Here is an 18,668-nt window from a genome sequence, read left to right on the forward strand (position 1 = left end):
ATTAAAAATCACCATCAATCGGTCTACCTTCTCTCATGCCTGCACGTTTCATACATCTGAGACTTCATACAGAATTTTCCCTGAGCGATGGCCTGGTTCGCATCAAGCCACTGATTAAGGCAGCCGGAGAGCTGGGTTTTCCTGCGGTGGCCGTTACTGATCAGTCGAACCTTTGCTCGCTGGTAAAGTTTTATAACAGTGCCCAGGGGGCGGGTATTAAACCGATCAGTGGCGCTGACTTATGGGTTACGCATTCTGATCCGGCTCTTGAGCCTGTGAGACTTGTATTGCTTTCTATGAATGAGAAGGGCTATAGAAACCTCACAGAGCTGATTTCCCGGTCCTTTCTGGAGAATCAGCAGCATGGCAAAGCCATTGTTAAAAGAGAATGGATTCAGGAAAAATCTGAAGGCCTGATAGCGCTATCAGGTGCCAGAGAAGGGGATGTAGGTCAGGCCATTCTTAATGGCAATGAAGCGCTGGCGGGTGAGCTTTTGACTGAATGGATGGAAGCTTTTCCGGGGCGTTACTATCTTGAGCTGCACAGAACATCCCGAGCGGGTGATGAGGATTGCCTGCATGGCTCCGTCGCGCTGGCTGAAAAATACGATTGCCCGGTAGTGGCCACCAACGATGTCATGTTCATCAATAAAGAAGACTTCGAAGCCCACGAAGCCCGGGTGTGTATCGGTGAAAGTTCAACCCTGGACGACCCGCGCAGGGTCAAAAGATACAGCGAAGAGCAGTATCTGAAAACGGAAGAAGAGATGTGTAAACTCTTCTCCGATATCCCTGAAGCGCTTGAAAATTCAGTGGAAATTGCCCGGCGCTGCTCGGTTTATGTGCATCTGGGCGAGTACTTTCTGCCAGAATTTCCCATCCCTGAGGGGATGACGATGGATGCCTTTTTCAGGAAGTTTTCCCATGATGGTTTGACTGAACGTTTGCAAACTATTCTGGACCCTGCTGATTCTGACTATGTCAGTAAAGAAAAAGTGTATCGGGATCGTCTCGATTTCGAACTGGATATTATTCTCCAGATGGGATTTCCGGGCTATTTCCTGATCGTAATGGATTTTATCCAGTGGTCTAAAAGTAACGGCATACCGGTCGGGCCGGGGCGTGGTTCCGGTGCTGGTTCACTGGTGGCCTACGCGCAAAAAATTACCGACCTTGACCCTATTCAGTATGACCTGCTGTTCGAGCGATTCCTGAATCCGGAGCGGGTGTCCATGCCTGACTTCGATGTCGACTTCTGTATGGATGGCAGAGACAGGGTGATTGACTATGTCGCCAGAACCTATGGTCGTGATGCGGTCTCCCAGATCATTACTTTCGGTACCATGGCTGCTAAGGCGGTGGTCAGGGATGTAGCCAGGGTCCAGGGCAAGTCCTACGGTCTTGCAGACCGGCTCTCGAAAATGATTCCCTTCGAGATCGGTATGACCCTCGGTAAAGCTTACGAGCAGGAAGCTACTATCAGGGATTTTCTTGATATCGATGAAGATGGCAAGGAAATCTGGGATATGGCGCTCAAACTTGAAGGGGTTACCCGCAATGTCGGTAAGCACGCTGGCGGTGTCGTCATAGCACCGACCAAACTGACCGATTTTGCACCGCTTTACTGTGATGAAGCCGGTGGCGGTGTTGTTACCCAGTTTGATAAAAATGATGTTGAGTCTGCCGGTCTGGTGAAGTTTGACTTTCTGGGGCTGAGAACTCTGACCATCATTGACTGGGCGTTGAAAATGATCAACCCCCGCCGCCAGCAACGTGGCGAGGATGAGCTTGACATCATGATGATCGATCTGGAGGACAAGTTCTCCTACGACATGCTCAAGCGGGCTGAGACCACTGCGGTTTTCCAGCTTGAGTCCCGGGGCATGAAGGATCTGATCAAGCGTCTTCAGCCCGATTGTTTTGAGGATATCATCGCTCTCGTGGCCCTTTTTCGCCCGGGGCCTCTGCAATCGGGCATGGTAGATAACTTCATTAATCGTAAGCATGGCCGGGAAGAGTTGTCCTATCCGGATGCTCAATATCAGCACGAGTGGCTTCAGCCGATTCTGCAGCCTACCTATGGCATCATCCTGTATCAGGAGCAGGTCATGCAGATCGCTCAGGTGCTGGCAGGTTATACCCTGGGTGGTGCGGATATGCTTCGTCGAGCCATGGGTAAGAAAAAACCCGAAGAGATGGCCAAGCAGAGAGCAGTCTTTGAAGAAGGGGCTATCAAACAGGGGATTGATGGCGAGCTGGCGATGAAAATCTTCGACCTTGTGGAGAAATTTGCCGGTTACGGCTTTAACAAATCTCACTCAGCTGCCTATGCCCTGGTCTCTTATCAGACGCTTTGGCTGAAAGCCCATTACCCGGCAGAATTTATGGCGGCGGTCATGAGTTCCGATATGCAGAATACCGACAAGGTTGTGACGTTTATTGAAGAGTGTCGGGAAATGGAACTTACGCTGCTGCCACCGGATGTAAACAGTGGTGACTATATGTTTGGCGTGAATGACGACGGGCATATTGTTTATGGTCTGGGTGCCATCAAGGGCGTTGGTGAGGGGCCTATCGAATCCATTGTTGAAGCCAGAAACTCAGGCGGTCCATTCAAGGACCTCTTTGATTTTTGTGAACGTGTTGATGCCAAGAGTATCAATAAACGGGTTCTGGAGGCTTTGACTCGTTCCGGTGCCCTTGATCTGCTGGGGCCTGCACCGGGTAAAAAGGCCCGATACAATTTTAACCGCGCGGTGTTGGAGTCCAGCCAATCTGAAGCCATGAAAGCGGCAGACCAGGCCGCCAAGAGTTTTGACTCTGGCCATGGTGATCTGTTCGGTGCACTGGTGCCCGCCGGTGAAGAGGATGTCTACGATAAGTACGGCAATGTCGAAGAGTGGGCCGATAAAGTTCGGCTGAGTGGCGAAAAAGACACTCTGGGTCTGTACCTGACCGGTCATCCCATTGATGAATATGAGCAGGAGATCAAACACTTTATTCGCAACCGTATCCGGGACCTTCAGCCAGCCAGAGGCGAAAGTCAAAACATAGCAGGCCTGGTGGTGGCCATGAGGACCATGAATAACAAACGCGGCGACAAAATGTGTTTTGTGACATTGGATGATCGTACTGGCCGAATCGAAGTATCGATCTTTGCCGATGTTTTTGAGCAGTGTCAGGCGCTCATCAAGATGGATACGGTGATTGTCTTTGAAGGGGAGGTCAGCTTTGATGATTACTCTGGTAGCCTCAAGGTCAGAGCCAAGAAAGCTCTCAACCTGATTGATGCCCGAAGTTACTATGCCCGCAGGCTGCTGGTGGATTTAAGCAGTGGGCAGGTGGACAATGCGTTTCATGCCAAAATGTCCGGCTTGCTCGGACAGCATCCGGGTCAGCTCCCGGTGCAGGTCAACTACACCCGTGACGATGCTTCGGCCAGTATCCAGCTGGGCGAAAAATGGAATGTTAGTCCCAGTGATGACCTGGTGATGGGTTTAAGGCAATGGCTGGGCAAAGAGTCCGCCAAAGTAGAGTATCAGTAACAGACGCTTACTCTTATTAACTCGACATATTGATCGCTTTTACGTATTTTTCAGCTGATGCGGAACTCTTGAAGTGGAATCTATGAACCCGAATTATCTGGATTTTGAACAGCCGATTGCTGAGTTGGAAGCCAAGATCGAAGAGCTAAGACTGGTTGGCACCGATGCCGAACTGAACATTACTGATGAAGTCAGCCGCCTGCAAGAAAAGTGCAAGACCCTGACTGAGCAGATTTTTTCTGATCTGTCTGCCTGGCAGGTAGTTCAGCTTTCAAGACATCCGCGTCGTCCTTACACTCTGGATTATATTCAACATCTCTTTACCGAGTTTGATGAGCTGCATGGTGATCGTCACTTTGCAGATGATCCTTCAATTATCGGTGGCATTGCCCGATTCAATGGTCGTCCGGTGATGGTCATGGGTCATCAGAAAGGCCGTGAAATCAAGGACAAAGTGCTTCGTAATTTTGGTATGCCCAAGCCCGAAGGCTACCGGAAGGCCTGTCGGCTCATGGAGATGGCCGAGCGCTTCAAAATGCCCATCATGACTTTTATCGACACGCCGGGTGCTTATCCGGGCATTGGCGCGGAAGAGCGTGGACAGAGTGAGGCCATTGCCTACAATCTGGCCGTTATGTCTCGCCTGAAAGTGCCCATTATCTCTACTGTTATCGGAGAGGGGGGCTCCGGTGGCGCGCTGGCTATTGGTGTCTGTGACCAGCTGCTGATGTTGCAGAACTCCATCTACTCGGTGATCTCTCCGGAGGGCTGTGCATCGATTCTCTGGAAAAAGTCTGAATATGCTTCCACAGCCGCAGAAGCCATGGGTGTAACTGCATCCCGGCTGATGGAGTTGGGGCTCATTGATCGTCTGGTCATGGAGCCTCTGGGTGGTGCTCACAGTCAGCCAGAAGTGATGGCTTCTACACTGGGTGTTGCCCTGGAGGAGGAACTCCGGAAGCTGGAGACAATGGCCGCTGATGAATTGATAGAAAGTCGTTACCAGCGCATCAGGGATTACGGCGCTGTCTGATGGCGGATCAGCCTTTCGAAAAGAATCGACGATTGAAAAAGTCTTTCATTTCATCCAGTGACGAAAGATTTTTCTCCTTAACAGAGCATCTTTCTGAGCAAATCAGAGGCATTGCAGGGAAGCCAGTTTTAGTGGCGTTTAGCGGTGGATTGGATTCTACCGTTCTTCTTCATTTATCGGTGTCTCTTCGTGAACAGGGGAAGATTAAGTCTCTCTCGGCAGTTCATATTCATCACGGGCTCAGTGAGAACGCCGACTCATGGGCGGAGCATTGCCTGTCCCTCTGTGAACAATGGCAGGTTCCTCTGGAGGTGGTCAAAGTTGCTATTGAGTCATCCTCGGATATTGAACGACAGGGCCGTGAAGCACGCTATGCCGTTTTTGAAGACCGTCTGCCTGATGGTGGTTGTCTGTTGATGGGTCATCATCAGGATGATCAGGCGGAAACAGTGCTTTTTCGATTGCTGCGAGGCAGCGGGTTGGATGGTGTGGCCGGTATGCCTGCTTCAAGACAGTTAGGTGGTGGGATATTACTAAGACCTCTGCTTAATACTTCCAGGCAAACCATTGAAAACTATGCAGAAAATTATGGTTTGGCTTTTGTCGAAGATGAATCCAATCAAGATCAGAGGTTTCGGCGTAATTTCCTGAGGCTAAATCTAATGCCGCAGATTGAGGCCGTCTGGCCAGGTGTTGCAGCCCGGCTGGCACAGTTTTCCGAGGATGTTTCTGAACTAAATCAGATGCTCCTTGAGCAAACAGAGCACTATGCCCGGCCGATTATTCAAGCACCGCCATCCCGACTTTGGGGTGAACGCAGCGTTTTAGATCTGGAGGCGCTCAAGCTTATTAATGGTCTTGCAGCCCGGAGAGTGGTTCGCTATTGGCTGGCCTCTCATCAGGTCCAAATGCCAGACAGAATCCGACTGAACGCTCTGTTCACAGATTTGATTGAAGCGGCAGAGGATGCTGAGCCTGTTGTCTTAATAGGTGCTTTTCAGTTACGCCGCTTTGCAGGAAAGCTGGTGCTGCTTCGTAAACCTGAGCCTATTGAGAGAGAAGGTTTTGACTGGCAGTGGCGTGCGGAGCAAGTCATCAAGCTGCCTTTTTCGGGGGGGCGTTTAGCGCTGGAAGAGGGAGGGGATGTCCGGCTCCCGGAAACGGCATTGCGTATATTGTTTCGTTCTGAGCTGCCTGCGGGGCTAAAAGTCGCTGTGAAAGGTCGTGACGGCCGTAAGACGATCAAACGTTGGTTGCAGGACTACAAAGTTCCCCCTTGGGTCAGGGAGTCTGTTCCATTTGTTTTTTATGGGGATCAGCTGGTGGCGTTACCGGGGGTTTTTGTCACAGACACGTTCGCCTGTGAGCCGGGCGCTGGCAGATGTCTGTCCTGGTGTCCCGATGTCTGAGTCTGGTCAGCAGGACTTAAACCAAACTTTCTAGGCATTTTCTCAGTATGTGTTTTACGTTTAGCAGCGATTTTGGTATCCTGATCTCCCATCTTGAGTATTCATTTTTTTCCCGCATTTAAGAGTCAGCAGATAACAATGACGCGTTATATTTTCGTCACGGGTGGTGTTGTTTCCTCATTGGGCAAAGGCATCGCTTCAGCTTCCCTCGCAGCTATCCTTGAGGCACGCGGTCTTAAGGTGACGATGCTCAAACTGGATCCTTATATCAACGTTGATCCTGGCACCATGAGCCCGTTCCAACATGGTGAAGTGTTTGTTACTGAAGATGGTGCGGAGACCGACCTCGACCTGGGCCATTATGAGCGTTTTGTGCGCACCACCATGAAGCAGGGCAACAACTTTACCACGGGTCGAGTCTATCAGGACGTTCTTCGTAAAGAACGTCGTGGTGATTATCTGGGCGGTACGGTTCAGGTTATTCCCCACATTACCGATGAAATCAAACGTCGCGTTGTTCAGGGGGCTGGTGACGCAGATATAGCTATGGTTGAAATTGGTGGTACTGTGGGTGACATTGAGTCTCAGCCATTCCTGGAAGCGATTCGCCAGTTGAAAGTTGAGCTGGGTTCTTCCCGTGCTTTGCTGATGCACCTGACCCTGGTGCCCTTTATCAAGACTGCGGGCGAAACCAAGACCAAGCCTACCCAACACTCTGTTAAAGAGCTACGATCCATTGGTCTTCAGCCAGACATTCTGGTTTGCCGAAGCGAACAGTTTATTGAAGCCTCTGCCCGTCGCAAGATCTCCCTGTTTACTAACGTTGAAGAGCGTGCGGTTATCTCTCTGGAAGATGCAGATACTATCTACCGCATTCCCCAGATGCTCCATGAGCAGGGACTGGACCAGATTGTTGTCGACAAGTTTGGTTTGGATGCTCCGGCTGCAGATTTGTCTGAGTGGGCAGATGTTGTGGATCGTGACACCCACCCGCAAAAGGAAGTGACTATTGCCATGGTGGGCAAATATATGGAGCTTCTGGATGCTTATAAATCCCTGATTGAAGCGGTTCGCCATGCCGGATTGAAAACCCGTACCAAGATCAATATCCGTTATGTTGATTCCGAACTGCTTGAGCAGGAGGGACTGAGTCGTCTGGAAGGTGTCAGTGCGATTCTGGTGCCTGGTGGATTTGGTCACCGTGGTGTGGAAGGCAAGGTTCAGGCGGTTCGTCATGCTCGTGAGAAGAAGATTCCCTATTTGGGTATCTGTCTGGGTATGCAGGTCGCTGTTATTGAATACGCTCGTAACAAGGCAGGTCTGGAAGGAGCCAACAGCTCAGAGTTTGATCAAAACTCCGAGCATCCGGTGATAGGTCTGATTACTGAGTGGTTGGCTTCCGATGGTGCTTTAGAAACTCGCACCGAAGCGTCCGATCTGGGGGGAACTATGAGGTTGGGGGCCCAGAAGTGTAACCTCATCTCTGGTACACAGGCTCACTCTGCTTACGCTAAAGACATTATTATTGAGCGGCACCGTCATCGTTATGAGGTCAATAACAATTACCTCGAAACGCTCCAGGATGCTGGTCTGGTTATTTCCGGGCGCTCTGAAGACAATGCTCTGGTTGAAATGGTAGAAGTCAAGGAGCACCCCTGGTTTGTGGCCTGCCAGTTTCATCCCGAGTTTACTTCTACGCCGAGGGATGGGCATCCGCTCTTCAAGTCATTCATTGAAGCGGCTTTAAACTATCAGGCTAAACAGGATTAAGGGCGCGTATGTCTGAACAGAAAGCAGTCTCTGTAGGCTCTCTTCAGGTAGCTAACGACAAGCCGTTCGTGCTGTTTGGTGGCATGAATGTGCTCGAGTCTCGTGACATGGCTATGAAAATAGCAGAGCACTATGTTGCTGTTACAGAGAAGCTGGGTATTCCTTATATTTTCAAGGCTTCCTTTGACAAGGCGAACCGTTCTTCCATCCACTCTTATCGTGGGCCGGGCATGGAAGAAGGTCTGAAGATCTTTCAGGAGCTGAAGGAGACGTTCGGAATGCCGTTGATCACCGATGTTCATGAAGTTTATCAGTGCCAACCGGTAGCTGAAGTGGTTGATGTTATTCAGTTGCCAGCTTTTCTGGCGCGTCAAACCGATCTCGTGTTTGCCATGGCCAAAACCGGTGCTGTGATCAACATCAAGAAGCCTCAGTTTCTGAGTCCTTCGCAGATGGGTAATATTGTCGACAAGTTTGCTGAGGCGGGCAATGAGCAGGTTATTCTCTGTGAACGTGGATCTTCTTATGGTTACGACAACCTGGTGGTTGATATGCTGGGCTTTCGTACCATGAAAGAGGTGAGTGGCCAGTCTCCCGTTATTTTTGATGCAACACATGCACTACAGTGCAGAGATCCAATGGGAGCGGCTTCCGGCGGTCGTCGTCATCAGGTGACTGAGCTGTCTCTGGCCGGTATGTCGACCCGTTTGGCAGGTCTTTTCCTGGAAGCCCATCCTGATCCGGATGCAGCTCGTTGTGATGGTCCCTCAGCGCTGCGTCTCTCTCAGTTGGAAGGCTTTCTGGTACAGGTGAAGGCTATTGACGATCTTGTTAAGTCAATGCCCGAGCTGGATACCCATTGAGTGTTCCGTTCGATGTAAGAAAACCGCCGAATTCCGGCGGTTTTTTTTGTCAAAAATAATCTCTTTGATGGCGGCAAAGGGTTCTGTCTTTAAGAGGCTGGGGTTCGTTTTTTTATCAAGCTTCATTCGCTCATTGTTATCCGTTTTTCATCACTGTGATATCAAGGGCTTCCATTGAATTCAAGTTTAATCTTTGCGCCTTCGGTGTTGCTGTGTGCAATAGTTGATAACCCGCCGGGAGTTGGTATAGTGTCCGCACTGCAGCGTCTGGGAAGCTAAAAACAGTCCAATTGGATAATGGCACTGGAAAATTGAATCAGTATTATTATCTAATCGGGCTGAGATGGTTGGGTTGGGAAGATCTGGATCTCAGACTTCATCGGTCTACAGTAAGATTCCTCACTGCCCGGTCAGGTCAGGTATATTTCCCTTCATAGACATGGTGTTGTGAAAAGTATTTTTGTCTTTCTGTGCAACAAGAGTGAAGCAACGTACTTTTCATCGTCTATCGGCATTTGTGTAGAGAGAAAGCTATTATGGCAAAAATTGTTGAAATCAAAGGCCGCGAAATCATGGATTCTCGCGGTAACCCAACCGTAGAAGCCGATGTCATTCTGGAATCGGGTGCCATGGGGCGTGCTGCTGCACCATCCGGAGCCTCTACCGGTTCCCGTGAAGCTCTGGAGCTGCGTGATGGAGACAAATCTCGCTACCTGGGTAAGGGGGTCCTGAAGGCTGTGGGCAACATCAATGGACCTATCCGTGAAGCTCTGCTGGGGCGTGATGCCACTGATCAGCGTGGACTGGATGCGGCCATGATTGAGCTGGATGGTACCGAGAACAAGAGTGTTCTGGGCGCCAATGCCATTCTTGCAGTATCCCTGGCCGCAGCAAAAGCCGCTGCTGCAGATAAGAAAATACCTCTCTACCAGCATATTGCTGACCTGAACGGCACTTCTGGCCAGTTCACCATGCCGGTTCCTATGATGAACATTCTCAACGGTGGTGAGCACGCTGACAACAACGTCGATATTCAGGAGTTCATGATCCAGCCAGTCGCTGCCAGGACTTTTGCTGAAGGTTTGCGCATGGGTGCTGAGGTATTTCATGCCCTGAAGAAAGTTCTGTCTGCCAAAGGCTTGAATACTGCGGTAGGTGATGAAGGTGGTTTCGCGCCCAATCTCGCTTCTAATGCTGACGCGCTGGCTGTCATTAAAGAAGCAGTTGAAGCAGCTGGCTACAAGCTGGGTACTGATATTACTTTGGCGATGGACTGTGCGGCATCAGAATTCTATGTTGACGGCCAATATAATATGAAGGGTGAAGGCAAAATTTTCTCTTCCAATGAGTTTTCTGACTACCTGGCCAATCTTTGTGAAGAGTACCCGATTATCTCTATCGAGGATGGTCTGGACGAGTCTGATTGGGACGGTTTCAAATATCAGACTGAAATTCTGGGCGACAAGATCCAGATTGTTGGTGATGACCTGTTTGTAACCAATACCAGGATTCTCAAGGAAGGTATTGAGAAAGGTATCGCTAACTCTATCCTGATCAAGTTCAACCAGATCGGTTCCCTGACTGAAACGCTGGAGGCTATCAAGATGGCCAAAGATGCTGGATACACTGCGGTGATCTCTCACCGTTCCGGTGAAACAGAAGACGCTACTATTGCAGATCTGGCTGTGGGAACTGCTGCAGGTCAGATCAAGACCGGTTCTCTGTGCCGTTCTGACCGTATTTCCAAGTACAACCAGCTGCTCCGTATTGAAGAAGAGCTGGGTACAAAAGCTCCATATCGTGGTCTCGCTGAATTCAAGCGTGCCTGACAGGTTGTTTGATTAGCGCGTCAATAAAGGGAGGCTTTTAATGTCTCCCTTTGTTCTGTGTAACGAGCCTTTGCTTTTATTTTTATGATCACTTTTCGGGTATTCTAGTTTTTTCTGTTTTCATCGTGGGCACATTTTACAGGCTTTGATAGACTCAATGGCTGAAACAATGAGAGATTCAGATGCTAAAGCTGGTGCATACATTACTTCTTCTGGCGCTGTTGGTCCTTCAGATTCAACTCTGGACGGGAGAGGGAAGTGTGGCCGAAATGGTAGCGATCAAAAAACAGATTGAGCAGCAGGAGCGGGAAAACGAGCGCTTGTATCGGCGAAACCGCTTGCTCGCTACCGAAGTTATTGAGCTGCAAAACGGTTTGCAAACCCTGGAAGAGCACGCACGTCTTGATTTGGGGATGATCAAGAAAGATGAAACGTTTTATCTGATATATGACTGAGTGTTCCAGCTACTTTAATACTGGCTCAATACCGGGCAAAAAATTCCACAACGCTCATCATTGCAGCTATTTTATAGATCGGGGGAGGTTCCTGATCGGCTATTTAAGTGGCGTTTCAGATTTATAACAGACTGAAACATATTCTGTTTGCAAAAGGTTCCTTATGACCTTTCGTAGGTGACAATGTGAGTACGAGTACCCCTCTTGAGCCCCGTTTTTGGGCAATTGTTCCTGCCGCTGGAGTGGGGCGTAGAATGCAGAGTACAATCCCCAAGCAGTATCTTGAGATTCATGGTCGCACCTTAATAGAACACACCCTTGAACGTCTGCTGGGTTTTTCTGTGTTGGAGAAACTGATTGTTGTGATTGGTGCTGAAGATGAGTACTACAAAAATATTGAGATGTTGCGGGATTCGCGAATTATGTTGGTGCAGGGAGGGGATGAGCGTTACCATTCCGTCTTGAATGGGCTGAAAGCTTTGTCCGAGTTGGCAGATGCCGAGGATTGGGTGATGGTGCATGATGTGGCCAGACCTTGTATTCGTCATTCCGATCTGGAGTGGCTTGTGAAACAGTTAGCTGGCCACGCCACCGGCGGTTTGTTGGGAATGCCTGTCAGAGATACTATGAAGCGCACTTCTTCTTCTGGCGAAGTGACTGAGACCGTGGATCGGGATGAGCTTTGGCATGCCCTGACCCCGCAGATGTTTAGAATGAAGCTGCTTTACGATGCACTCAAAAAAGCGCTGGATGACGGAATGCCCGTCACGGATGAAGCCAGTGCTATTGAATACGCTGGATTCAAGCCGCTGATGATCGAAGGGCACAGCGATAATATCAAGGTGACCCGTAGCGCTGATTTGACACTTGCAGCCCTCTACATTCAACAGCAAGATAAACTGATTGAGACAGTATGATGCGAATTGGTCACGGTTTTGATGTGCACCGCTTTTCCGATGAAGTGGCGGCTGATGCCAGCATTGTGCTGGGCGGGGTCACTATTGAACACAGCCATAAGCTTTTAGCCCATTCTGATGGCGATGTTCTCCTTCATGCCGTTTGTGATGCATTACTGGGAGCGGCTGCTCTGGGTGATATCGGTCAGCATTTTCCGGATACAGATCCAAGGTATAAGGGAATCGACAGCCGACAGCTTCTCAAGCATGTGGTGACATTGATTCATGAGAATGGCTACCAGGTAGTCAACGTCGACAGCACTATTGTTGCCCAGACACCAAAAATGGCTGCTTATATTCCTGCCATGAAAGAAAATATCTCCAGAGATCTTCAGATCGAAACTGAAGCTGTCAATGTAAAAGCAACGACAACTGAGAAGTTGGGCTATACCGGGAGAAAAGAAGGTATAGCAGTTCATGCGGTGGTGCTTCTGACTCATAGCAAAGGCCTTTTTTGTTGATCCGTTTGCGCTATACCCGAAAGATTATTGTTTAATGAATCAAATTTCTTACACACCATCCTGGTCTTATTGCTGGGGTGGTCCACTGGGGCAGTGCGCTTTCAAGTCTCTGCCTGAGGATTTCATCGTTGAAGAAGAGCTGCCCTTTCTTCCGGAAGGTGAAGGGGAGCATGCCTATATCAATGTTCAGAAAACCGGAGAAAATACCGATTGGGTAGCAGGGCGGCTTTCCAGATTCGCTGGTGTAAAACGCTCTGCAGTCAGCTATGCAGGACGAAAGGATCGCCATGGTGTTACACGTCAGTGGTTTAGTGTCTGGCTGCCCGGGCAGGACTCCCCGGAATGGTCGCAGCTGAATAGCGAATCTTTGCTTATAATTGCCGCGACCCGACATGGTAAAAAGCTCAAGACCGGAGCATTGAAAGGTAATCACTTTATCATCACTTTAAGGCATGTAAATGTGCCGCAGGTGCTGCTGGAAGAACGCTTGAAGTTGATCGCCGGTCGAGGTGTGCCCAACTATTTTGGAGAGCAACGCTTTGGTCATGAGGGCGCTAATGTTGATCGGGCATTGCTGATGTTTACCGACAGTTTCAAGGCTCACAGAAACAAACGCGCAATGTATTTGTCTGCAGCACGTTCCTGGATATTTAATCAGGTCGTTTCTGAACGTGTCAGTCAGCACAACTGGACCCGCTACCTTGAAGGAGATGTACCCGGTTTTCAGGACAGTGGTAGTTTAATTCTGCGGGACCATGACCAGAACCTGATGACAAGAATTGAATCGGGAGAAGTCTCATTGACCGCGCCTCTCTGGGGTCGAGGGGAGTTGCTTTCAGGATCGGATTGCAGAAAGATGGAAGAAGAGATTTCTGCACGCAACCTGTTGTTGTGTGAAGGTTTGGAGCAGGCAGGTATAAAGCAGGAGAGAAGGGCCATCCGTCTGATACCTGCAGCCATGAGCTGGAAATGGTTATCAGATGATTGTGTTCAACTTGAATTTTCTCTTCCAAAAGGCTGTTTTGCAACAGCAGTATTGAGGGAAGCTTTAGAATGTATAGAAGGATGTTTCGGTGAGAATACTGCTCAGTAACGATGATGGTGTTTTAGCTACTGGGTTATCCACCCTGTACAGTTCGCTCGATGGCCTGGGTGAGAGAATTGTCTTTGCTCCTGATAGGAACAGTTCGGGCTTGAGCAGTTCATTGACCCTGGGTCGTCCCCTGAGGGTGACTGAGCATTCCAATGGTTTCAACAGTGTTGATGGAACTCCGGCTGATTGCGTTCATTTGGCGGTCAATGCGCTGTTGGAACAAGAGCCGGATATTGTTGTTTCAGGCATCAATCATGGCCCCAACCTGGGTGATGATGTTCTTTATTCAGGGACAGTAGGTGCTGCTATGGAAGGTCGTTTCATGGGCTTACCTGCCATTGCTGTGTCTGCCTGTGGCAAAAGTGAACAAGACTTCATCACAGCAGGAAGGGTGGTCAGAGAATTGATCCCCAGACTTGAGCAATTATCTCTGCCAGAAGGAACCATTTTAAATGTTAATGTGCCCGATAGGCCTTATGAAAAGCTCCAGGGGCTGGCAGTGACTCGTTTGGGGCACAGGGAAAGGCCTGAAAAACCTGTTAAAGTATTGGACCCCAGGGGAAAGCATGTCTATTGGATTGCTCCTGTTGGTAAAGAACAGGACGCGGGTGAGGGTACTGATTTCCATGCAATTGCTGAAGGTTTAGTCTCAGTAACACCCCTTCAGTACGACCAGACTCATCATGCAACGCTCTCTGCGCTCAGTGAATGGCTGGGCAGATGATATGAAAGAGGTTGATATTCATGGTATAGGAATGACCTCCCGGAGAACCCGGGAGCGTCTTATCCATCGACTTTCAGATCAGGGGATTGACTCTGTCGAGGTTCTGGAGGTCATTCGAAATACACCGAGACATCTGTTTGTGGACGAAGCGCTATCCCACAGAGCTTATGAAGATACTGCCTTGCCTATTGGTTTCGGGCAGACACTGTCGCAGCCGTATATTGTGGCCAGAATGACAGAGGCTCTCATGGCAGCAGGTCCACTCAACAGAGTACTTGAAATAGGCACGGGTTCCGGTTACCAGACAGCGGTCCTATCGCCGCTGGTAAAAAAAATATACTCCGTTGAGCGTATCAAACCCCTCCATGAACGAGCGAAGAAATTGCTTAAAGCACTTTCTATTCACAATGCTCAGTTTAAACTTAGCGACGGTGGTATGGGTTGGTCAGTCATGAGCCCCTTTGATGGAATCATTGTGACAGCTGCCCCGGATCAGATACCTGAAGAGCTATTACAGCAGTTGTCCGAAGATAATGGTCGTCTCATCATTCCTGTTGGAGGTCGCAGTGTTCAGGATTTATTGCGGATCACCCGTCAGGGAGATACCTTCAAGAAAGAAATGCTTGAAGCTGTGCGGTTTGTGCCATTACTGGATGGGATTCAGAAGTAATACACTCCTTTGTATCTCAAGAATGAAAACCAGTCGGGTCGCTCTTAAAAGATAAACGGGTCTCTTGCTGATTTATGCATTACAGAATAAGACAGGTTGGATTATGTCAAAGATGAAAGAAAGTCTGGGTATTCTGCTCAAGGGGGTGGCGATGGGGGCTGCCGATGTTGTTCCCGGGGTTTCAGGAGGTACTATTGCTTTTATCACTGGTGTCTATGATCGTCTGTTAAATGCTTTGAAGAGTATCAATCCCGGTTTGCTGGTCAAGCTCAAATCCGGAGGGGTTGCTGAATGCTGGAAGCATATAGATGGGAGTTTTCTGGTTCTGCTGTTTGGCGGTGTGTTGATTAGTATAGTGAGTTTTTCGCATCTTATTACGTACCTGCTGGAAAGTTACCCGGAACTCATATGGTCTTTCCTCTTTGGTCTGATATTGATTTCAGGGGTTCATATGCTAAAACAGATAAAGCATTGGACTGTCGCTTCTATGATACTTCTTATGCTTGGCTGTGGTGTCTCCTATTTTATCGGGACGCTGACGCCTACATCTCTGACTCCTTCTTATCTGATGTTGTTCTTTGCTGGTTGCATTGCTATTTCTGCGATGATTTTGCCGGGCATTTCTGGCAGTTTTATCCTGTTATTGATGGGATTATACCCTGCTGTTTTGGCTGCCGTGAAAGATCTGGATATTCTGGTGCTGGTGATTTTTGGATCTGGATGCATTGTCGGGTTGCTGACATTTTCTCATATCCTCTCCTGGTTGTTAAAGCAGCATCGTGATCTGACTCTGTCTTATCTGACAGGGCTGATGCTCGGTGCCTTGGGAAAAGTATGGCCGTGGAAAGAAACCCTGGAAACGAGAATAAACAGTTCGGGGCAGGAAGTTCCTTTCCTGGAAAGAAATATTTCTCCCTGGACGTATGAAGCGCTTTCTGGTCAGTCGGCTTACCTGTTGCCATCCATTACTTTAATGTTCTCAGGTATTTTGCTGGTTGTTCTGCTTGAGAAATTCAGTAATCGTTTTACTGAAAATTAACTATTGGGCTCTCTTGCTGCATAAGTGAGCAATTAATTCTTAATAGTTGTCAAGGGTTGGTTGCTGCTCCCGGCTGTTCTAAAGATTCTTTGCAGAATTGTGTGTTGGTGTCCTGGTCTCACGAACTAAATACATTCCTGACAGACAGTCTGGAAGGTGGCTGATATGAAAAGAATGTTTCGGTACTGATGATCCTTTGTAGGTAAACTGCGCTGAGATATAGGCGTTATCACTTTTTTTGATATATTTTTTTAGATTAAGAAAATTTAAATATATCCTAATTTATTATATTGTGGGACGTGCCTCGGAGGCTGAGTATGGAGCAGAGTCAATGACAGGTGATCGTCTTGGGCAAGAAATTAATTTGAGTGTTTGCTCAAGAATATTCGGTTGGATAGTATTGACTCTGTTACTGTCAGGGTGTTCTCATGACCCTTCCTCAGTTCAGGTTAAAGAGCTCAGGTTACCCCCCAAAGTAGTTAGTGGTAGTCATATTGTTCGTGGCGGCGAAACTCTTTTTTCAATAGCTTGGCTTTATAGTAGAGATTACAAAGAGTTAGCTGCTGTCAATGGAATACGTTCACCTTACACGATCTTTCCGGGCCAACATATCAATTTGACTTCCTCGAGCTATGTATCTCACTCTCCAGGTCCTGTAATAAAGAGCACAGCCATTTCATCCAAGTCTGCTGCGGTTAAAAAAACAACAGTAAAAATGCCTGTGAAGGTAGAACGATCATCCAATATTTCAAGTTGGCGCTGGCCGGCCAATGGAAAAGTGGTACAGGGATACCACAACGGCAATGGGCTGAATAAAGGGATTGATATCAGAGGCAAATTGGGAGAGCCTGTAAGTGCAGCTGCCGCTGGTGAGGTGGTTTACGCGGGTAGTGAGCTCGCTGGCTATGGCAAGCTGATCATTATGAAACATAACAACAGCTATCTGAGCGCTTACGCTCACAATAAGGAGTTGCTTGTGCGTGAAGGAGACTCAGTTAAAGCAGGCCAGAAGATAGCCGAAATAGGTTCTACAGGAACGACAGAGCCTAAGCTGCATTTTGAAATTCGGCATAATGGCAAACCGGTCGACCCGATGCGATTCCTGCCTGTACGCTGATTTCATTCTGCGGTGTCGGTAGAGGGATCTCACGGGTGTCGACTCAACTCTCAGTTGGTTGTTCGACAGACAGTGGGGCTTTCGGATAGGACTGACTCTTATGGCAGCAAAGAGGGAAGACTCAGAGCAAAATAATTTTGCTGAGGATTTTACCCAGGGAAAGAGTGAAATTGATAACGTGTTGGACTCTGATCTCAATGAAAATGAAGAAGTTGAAGAGAAAGAGCCTGCACAGCAGACACTTACACCGAGCGCGTCAGATTACAGTAGGGCCCGTCGTGATGATGACGGTTTCTATAAATCCATTGATGCCACTCAGCTCTACCTCAACGAGATAGGCTTTTCACCTCTGCTAACACCAGAGGAAGAGGTGCATTATGCGCGTCTTGCCCGTCGAGGTGTTGAAGCGGGCAGGCGTCGTATGATTGAAAGTAACTTGCGCCTGGTTGTAAAGATCTCAAGGCGGTATGTGAATCGTGGACTGACACTACTGGATCTTATTGAAGAAGGAAATCTGGGTCTCATCAGGGCGGTTGAAAAATTCGATCCTGAGCGTGGGTTCCGTTTTTCAACATACGCCACCTGGTGGATTCGTCAGACAATTGAGCGGGCCATCATGAATCAGACGCGCACCATTCGTCTGCCTATTCATGTGGTCAAGGAACTCAATGTTTACCTCAGGGCGGCTCGAGAGCTGACTCAAAAGCTGGACCATGATCCTACCCCGGAAGAAATTGCGCAACTGCTGGATAAACCAGTCGATGACGTTAAAAGGATGCTGGGGCTTAATGAGCGTGTCACTTCTGTTGATACCCCATTAGGTCCGGATTCTGATAAGTCCATCCTTGATACCATCTCTGATGAGAAGGAGTCTGATCCAGCGGAATTGCTTCAGGATCTTGATCTTAATGACAGTTTGGACAAGTGGCTGGGAGAGCTTTCTGAAAAGCAGCGTGAAGTGGTGGCCAGAAGGTTTGGTTTAAGGGGCTACGAAACCAGTACCCTTGAAGAAGTGGGTAAGGAAATTGGTCTGACAAGAGAGCGAGTCAGGCAAATACAGGTTGAGGCTCTTAAGCGATTGCGCTCGATCCTTGAGAAACAGGGGTTGTCCGGGGAGTCTCTTTTTAGCTGATAGCAGTGCCTTGATAATAAAAAAGCCATGATCTTGGGGTCATGGCTTTTTGTTTGGGAAAGAGTCAACGCCCGAACCATTGAAAGCAGTAATCAAGGTCGTTCTGCACACTTTTCCTATAGTGATCTTCTTGGTTCTATCGTTCCAGATGTTCAAGCTTACCTTTAACGCCATCCCATTTTTCCGCGTCGGGGAGTGCATCTGTTTTTTCTGTAATGTTATCCCAGACGTCAGCAAGTACGGCGTTGAGTTCAATAAACTCCTGCTGATCTTCCGGTACCTCATCCTCGGAGAAGATCGCATTGGCTGGGCACTCAGGCTCACAGAGGGCGCAGTCGATACATTCGTCCGGGTGGATGACCAGAAAGTTGGGTCCTTCGTAAAAACAATCTACGGGACACACTTCCACGCAATCGGTGTATTTGCACTTTATGCAGTTTTCACCCACTACGAAAGTCATGATGGTTACACTCCGTTTGTTCAGGCTGATGATAAGTCAGTCACAATACATTCATGAAATGTCACCATCAGGAATGACATTTCCAATCGCATATCCCTGACTGGTTTGACGC

At 48.6% G+C, this 18,668-nt stretch carries 16 protein-coding genes; 15 read left to right on the plus strand and 1 reads right to left on the minus strand.

Annotated elements, in window-relative coordinates:
• The first annotated feature begins 35 nt into the window (after positions 1-35).
• From dnaE to rpoS, 15 genes are all read left to right on the plus strand, one after another.
• Complete coding sequence (dnaE, locus tag ACOMG9_RS11290) at positions 36-3,545, plus strand: DNA polymerase III subunit alpha (RefSeq protein ID WP_494530265.1); 3,510 nt, start codon at positions 36-38, stop codon at positions 3,543-3,545.
• A gap of 82 nt (positions 3,546-3,627) precedes the next feature.
• Positions 3,628-4,578: an acetyl-CoA carboxylase carboxyl transferase subunit alpha gene (gene accA / locus ACOMG9_RS11295; protein ID WP_422133638.1), complete on the plus strand. Its 951-nt coding sequence runs from the start codon at positions 3,628-3,630 to the stop codon at positions 4,576-4,578.
• Positions 4,578-5,987 (plus strand): tRNA lysidine(34) synthetase TilS, encoded by a 1,410-nt coding sequence (tilS, locus tag ACOMG9_RS11300; protein ID WP_494530266.1) that lies wholly within the window; start codon positions 4,578-4,580, stop codon positions 5,985-5,987. The genes accA and tilS overlap by 1 nt, the downstream gene beginning before the upstream one ends.
• A 138-nt stretch (positions 5,988-6,125) precedes the next feature.
• Complete coding sequence (gene pyrG, locus ACOMG9_RS11305) at positions 6,126-7,757, plus strand: CTP synthase (RefSeq protein WP_448216981.1); 1,632 nt, start codon at positions 6,126-6,128, stop codon at positions 7,755-7,757.
• Positions 7,758-7,765: 8 nt separating this feature from the next.
• A complete protein-coding gene (kdsA, locus tag ACOMG9_RS11310; RefSeq protein ID WP_422133641.1) occupies positions 7,766-8,620 on the plus strand; it encodes a 3-deoxy-8-phosphooctulonate synthase in 855 nt (284 codons plus the stop codon).
• Positions 8,621-9,156: 536 nt separating this feature from the next.
• Positions 9,157-10,449 carry a phosphopyruvate hydratase gene (gene eno, locus ACOMG9_RS11315; protein ID WP_448216982.1) on the plus strand — a complete coding sequence of 431 codons (1,293 nt, stop codon included), beginning with the start codon at positions 9,157-9,159 and terminating at the stop codon, positions 10,447-10,449.
• A 182-nt stretch (positions 10,450-10,631) separates the two neighbouring features.
• A complete protein-coding gene (locus tag ACOMG9_RS11320) occupies positions 10,632-10,904 on the plus strand; it encodes a septum formation initiator family protein (RefSeq protein ID WP_422133643.1) in 273 nt (90 codons plus the stop codon).
• Positions 10,905-11,089: 185 nt separating this feature from the next.
• Positions 11,090-11,821: a 2-C-methyl-D-erythritol 4-phosphate cytidylyltransferase gene (ispD, locus tag ACOMG9_RS11325; RefSeq protein WP_448216983.1), complete on the plus strand. Its 732-nt coding sequence runs from the start codon at positions 11,090-11,092 to the stop codon at positions 11,819-11,821.
• Complete coding sequence (ispF, locus tag ACOMG9_RS11330; protein WP_422137104.1) at positions 11,821-12,321, plus strand: 2-C-methyl-D-erythritol 2,4-cyclodiphosphate synthase; 501 nt, start codon at positions 11,821-11,823, stop codon at positions 12,319-12,321. Before ispD ends, ispF begins: the two co-directional genes overlap by 1 nt.
• A 34-nt stretch (positions 12,322-12,355) precedes the next feature.
• Positions 12,356-13,414 carry a tRNA pseudouridine(13) synthase TruD gene (truD, locus tag ACOMG9_RS11335; RefSeq protein ID WP_448216984.1) on the plus strand — a complete coding sequence of 353 codons (1,059 nt, stop codon included), beginning with the start codon at positions 12,356-12,358 and terminating at the stop codon, positions 13,412-13,414.
• Complete coding sequence (surE, locus tag ACOMG9_RS11340) at positions 13,395-14,138, plus strand: 5'/3'-nucleotidase SurE (RefSeq protein ID WP_448216985.1); 744 nt, start codon at positions 13,395-13,397, stop codon at positions 14,136-14,138. The genes truD and surE overlap by 20 nt, the downstream gene beginning before the upstream one ends.
• Before the next feature lies 1 nt (position 14,139).
• Positions 14,140-14,808 carry a protein-L-isoaspartate(D-aspartate) O-methyltransferase gene (locus ACOMG9_RS11345; protein ID WP_448216986.1) on the plus strand — a complete coding sequence of 223 codons (669 nt, stop codon included), beginning with the start codon at positions 14,140-14,142 and terminating at the stop codon, positions 14,806-14,808.
• A gap of 103 nt (positions 14,809-14,911) precedes the next feature.
• Entirely contained in the window at positions 14,912-15,847 is a 936-nt protein-coding gene (locus ACOMG9_RS11350) for a polyprenyl-phosphate transporter (protein WP_448216987.1), read from the plus strand.
• A 331-nt stretch (positions 15,848-16,178) separates the two neighbouring features.
• A complete protein-coding gene (locus ACOMG9_RS11355; protein ID WP_494530267.1) occupies positions 16,179-16,964 on the plus strand; it encodes a peptidoglycan DD-metalloendopeptidase family protein in 786 nt (261 codons plus the stop codon).
• 100 nt (positions 16,965-17,064) lie between these two features.
• A complete protein-coding gene (rpoS, locus tag ACOMG9_RS11360; protein ID WP_448216988.1) occupies positions 17,065-18,096 on the plus strand; it encodes an RNA polymerase sigma factor RpoS in 1,032 nt (343 codons plus the stop codon).
• A gap of 136 nt (positions 18,097-18,232) precedes the next feature.
• On the opposite strand, the gene fdxA is transcribed toward rpoS, so the two are convergent.
• Positions 18,233-18,556, minus strand: a complete 324-nt coding sequence (gene fdxA, locus ACOMG9_RS11365) for a ferredoxin FdxA (protein WP_257281113.1) — start codon at positions 18,554-18,556, stop codon at positions 18,233-18,235.
• Positions 18,557-18,668: the final 112 nt, after the last annotated feature.

The organism is Endozoicomonas sp. PH6C (assembly GCF_059322965.1).

Excerpts from the sequence above, each read along its gene's own strand:
- dnaE (WP_494530265.1), top strand. The coding sequence starts at position 36 with ATGCCTGCACGTTTCATACATCTGAGACTTCATACAGAATTTTCCCTG.
- accA (WP_422133638.1), top strand. The coding sequence starts at position 3,628 with ATGAACCCGAATTATCTGGATTTTGAACAGCCGATTGCTGAGTTGGAA.
- tilS (WP_494530266.1), top strand. The coding sequence starts at position 4,578 with ATGGCGGATCAGCCTTTCGAAAAGAATCGACGATTGAAAAAGTCTTTC.
- pyrG (WP_448216981.1), top strand. The coding sequence starts at position 6,126 with ATGACGCGTTATATTTTCGTCACGGGTGGTGTTGTTTCCTCATTGGGC.
- kdsA (WP_422133641.1), top strand. The coding sequence starts at position 7,766 with ATGTCTGAACAGAAAGCAGTCTCTGTAGGCTCTCTTCAGGTAGCTAAC.
- eno (WP_448216982.1), top strand. The coding sequence starts at position 9,157 with ATGGCAAAAATTGTTGAAATCAAAGGCCGCGAAATCATGGATTCTCGC.
- ACOMG9_RS11320 (WP_422133643.1), top strand. The coding sequence starts at position 10,632 with ATGCTAAAGCTGGTGCATACATTACTTCTTCTGGCGCTGTTGGTCCTT.
- ispF (WP_422137104.1), top strand. The coding sequence starts at position 11,821 with ATGCGAATTGGTCACGGTTTTGATGTGCACCGCTTTTCCGATGAAGTG.
- truD (WP_448216984.1), top strand. The coding sequence starts at position 12,356 with ATGAATCAAATTTCTTACACACCATCCTGGTCTTATTGCTGGGGTGGT.
- ACOMG9_RS11345 (WP_448216986.1), top strand. The coding sequence starts at position 14,140 with ATGAAAGAGGTTGATATTCATGGTATAGGAATGACCTCCCGGAGAACC.
- ACOMG9_RS11350 (WP_448216987.1), top strand. The coding sequence starts at position 14,912 with ATGTCAAAGATGAAAGAAAGTCTGGGTATTCTGCTCAAGGGGGTGGCG.
- ACOMG9_RS11355 (WP_494530267.1), top strand. The coding sequence starts at position 16,179 with ATGACAGGTGATCGTCTTGGGCAAGAAATTAATTTGAGTGTTTGCTCA.
- rpoS (WP_448216988.1), top strand. The coding sequence starts at position 17,065 with ATGGCAGCAAAGAGGGAAGACTCAGAGCAAAATAATTTTGCTGAGGAT.
- fdxA (WP_257281113.1), bottom strand. The coding sequence starts at position 18,556 with ATGACTTTCGTAGTGGGTGAAAACTGCATAAAGTGCAAATACACCGAT.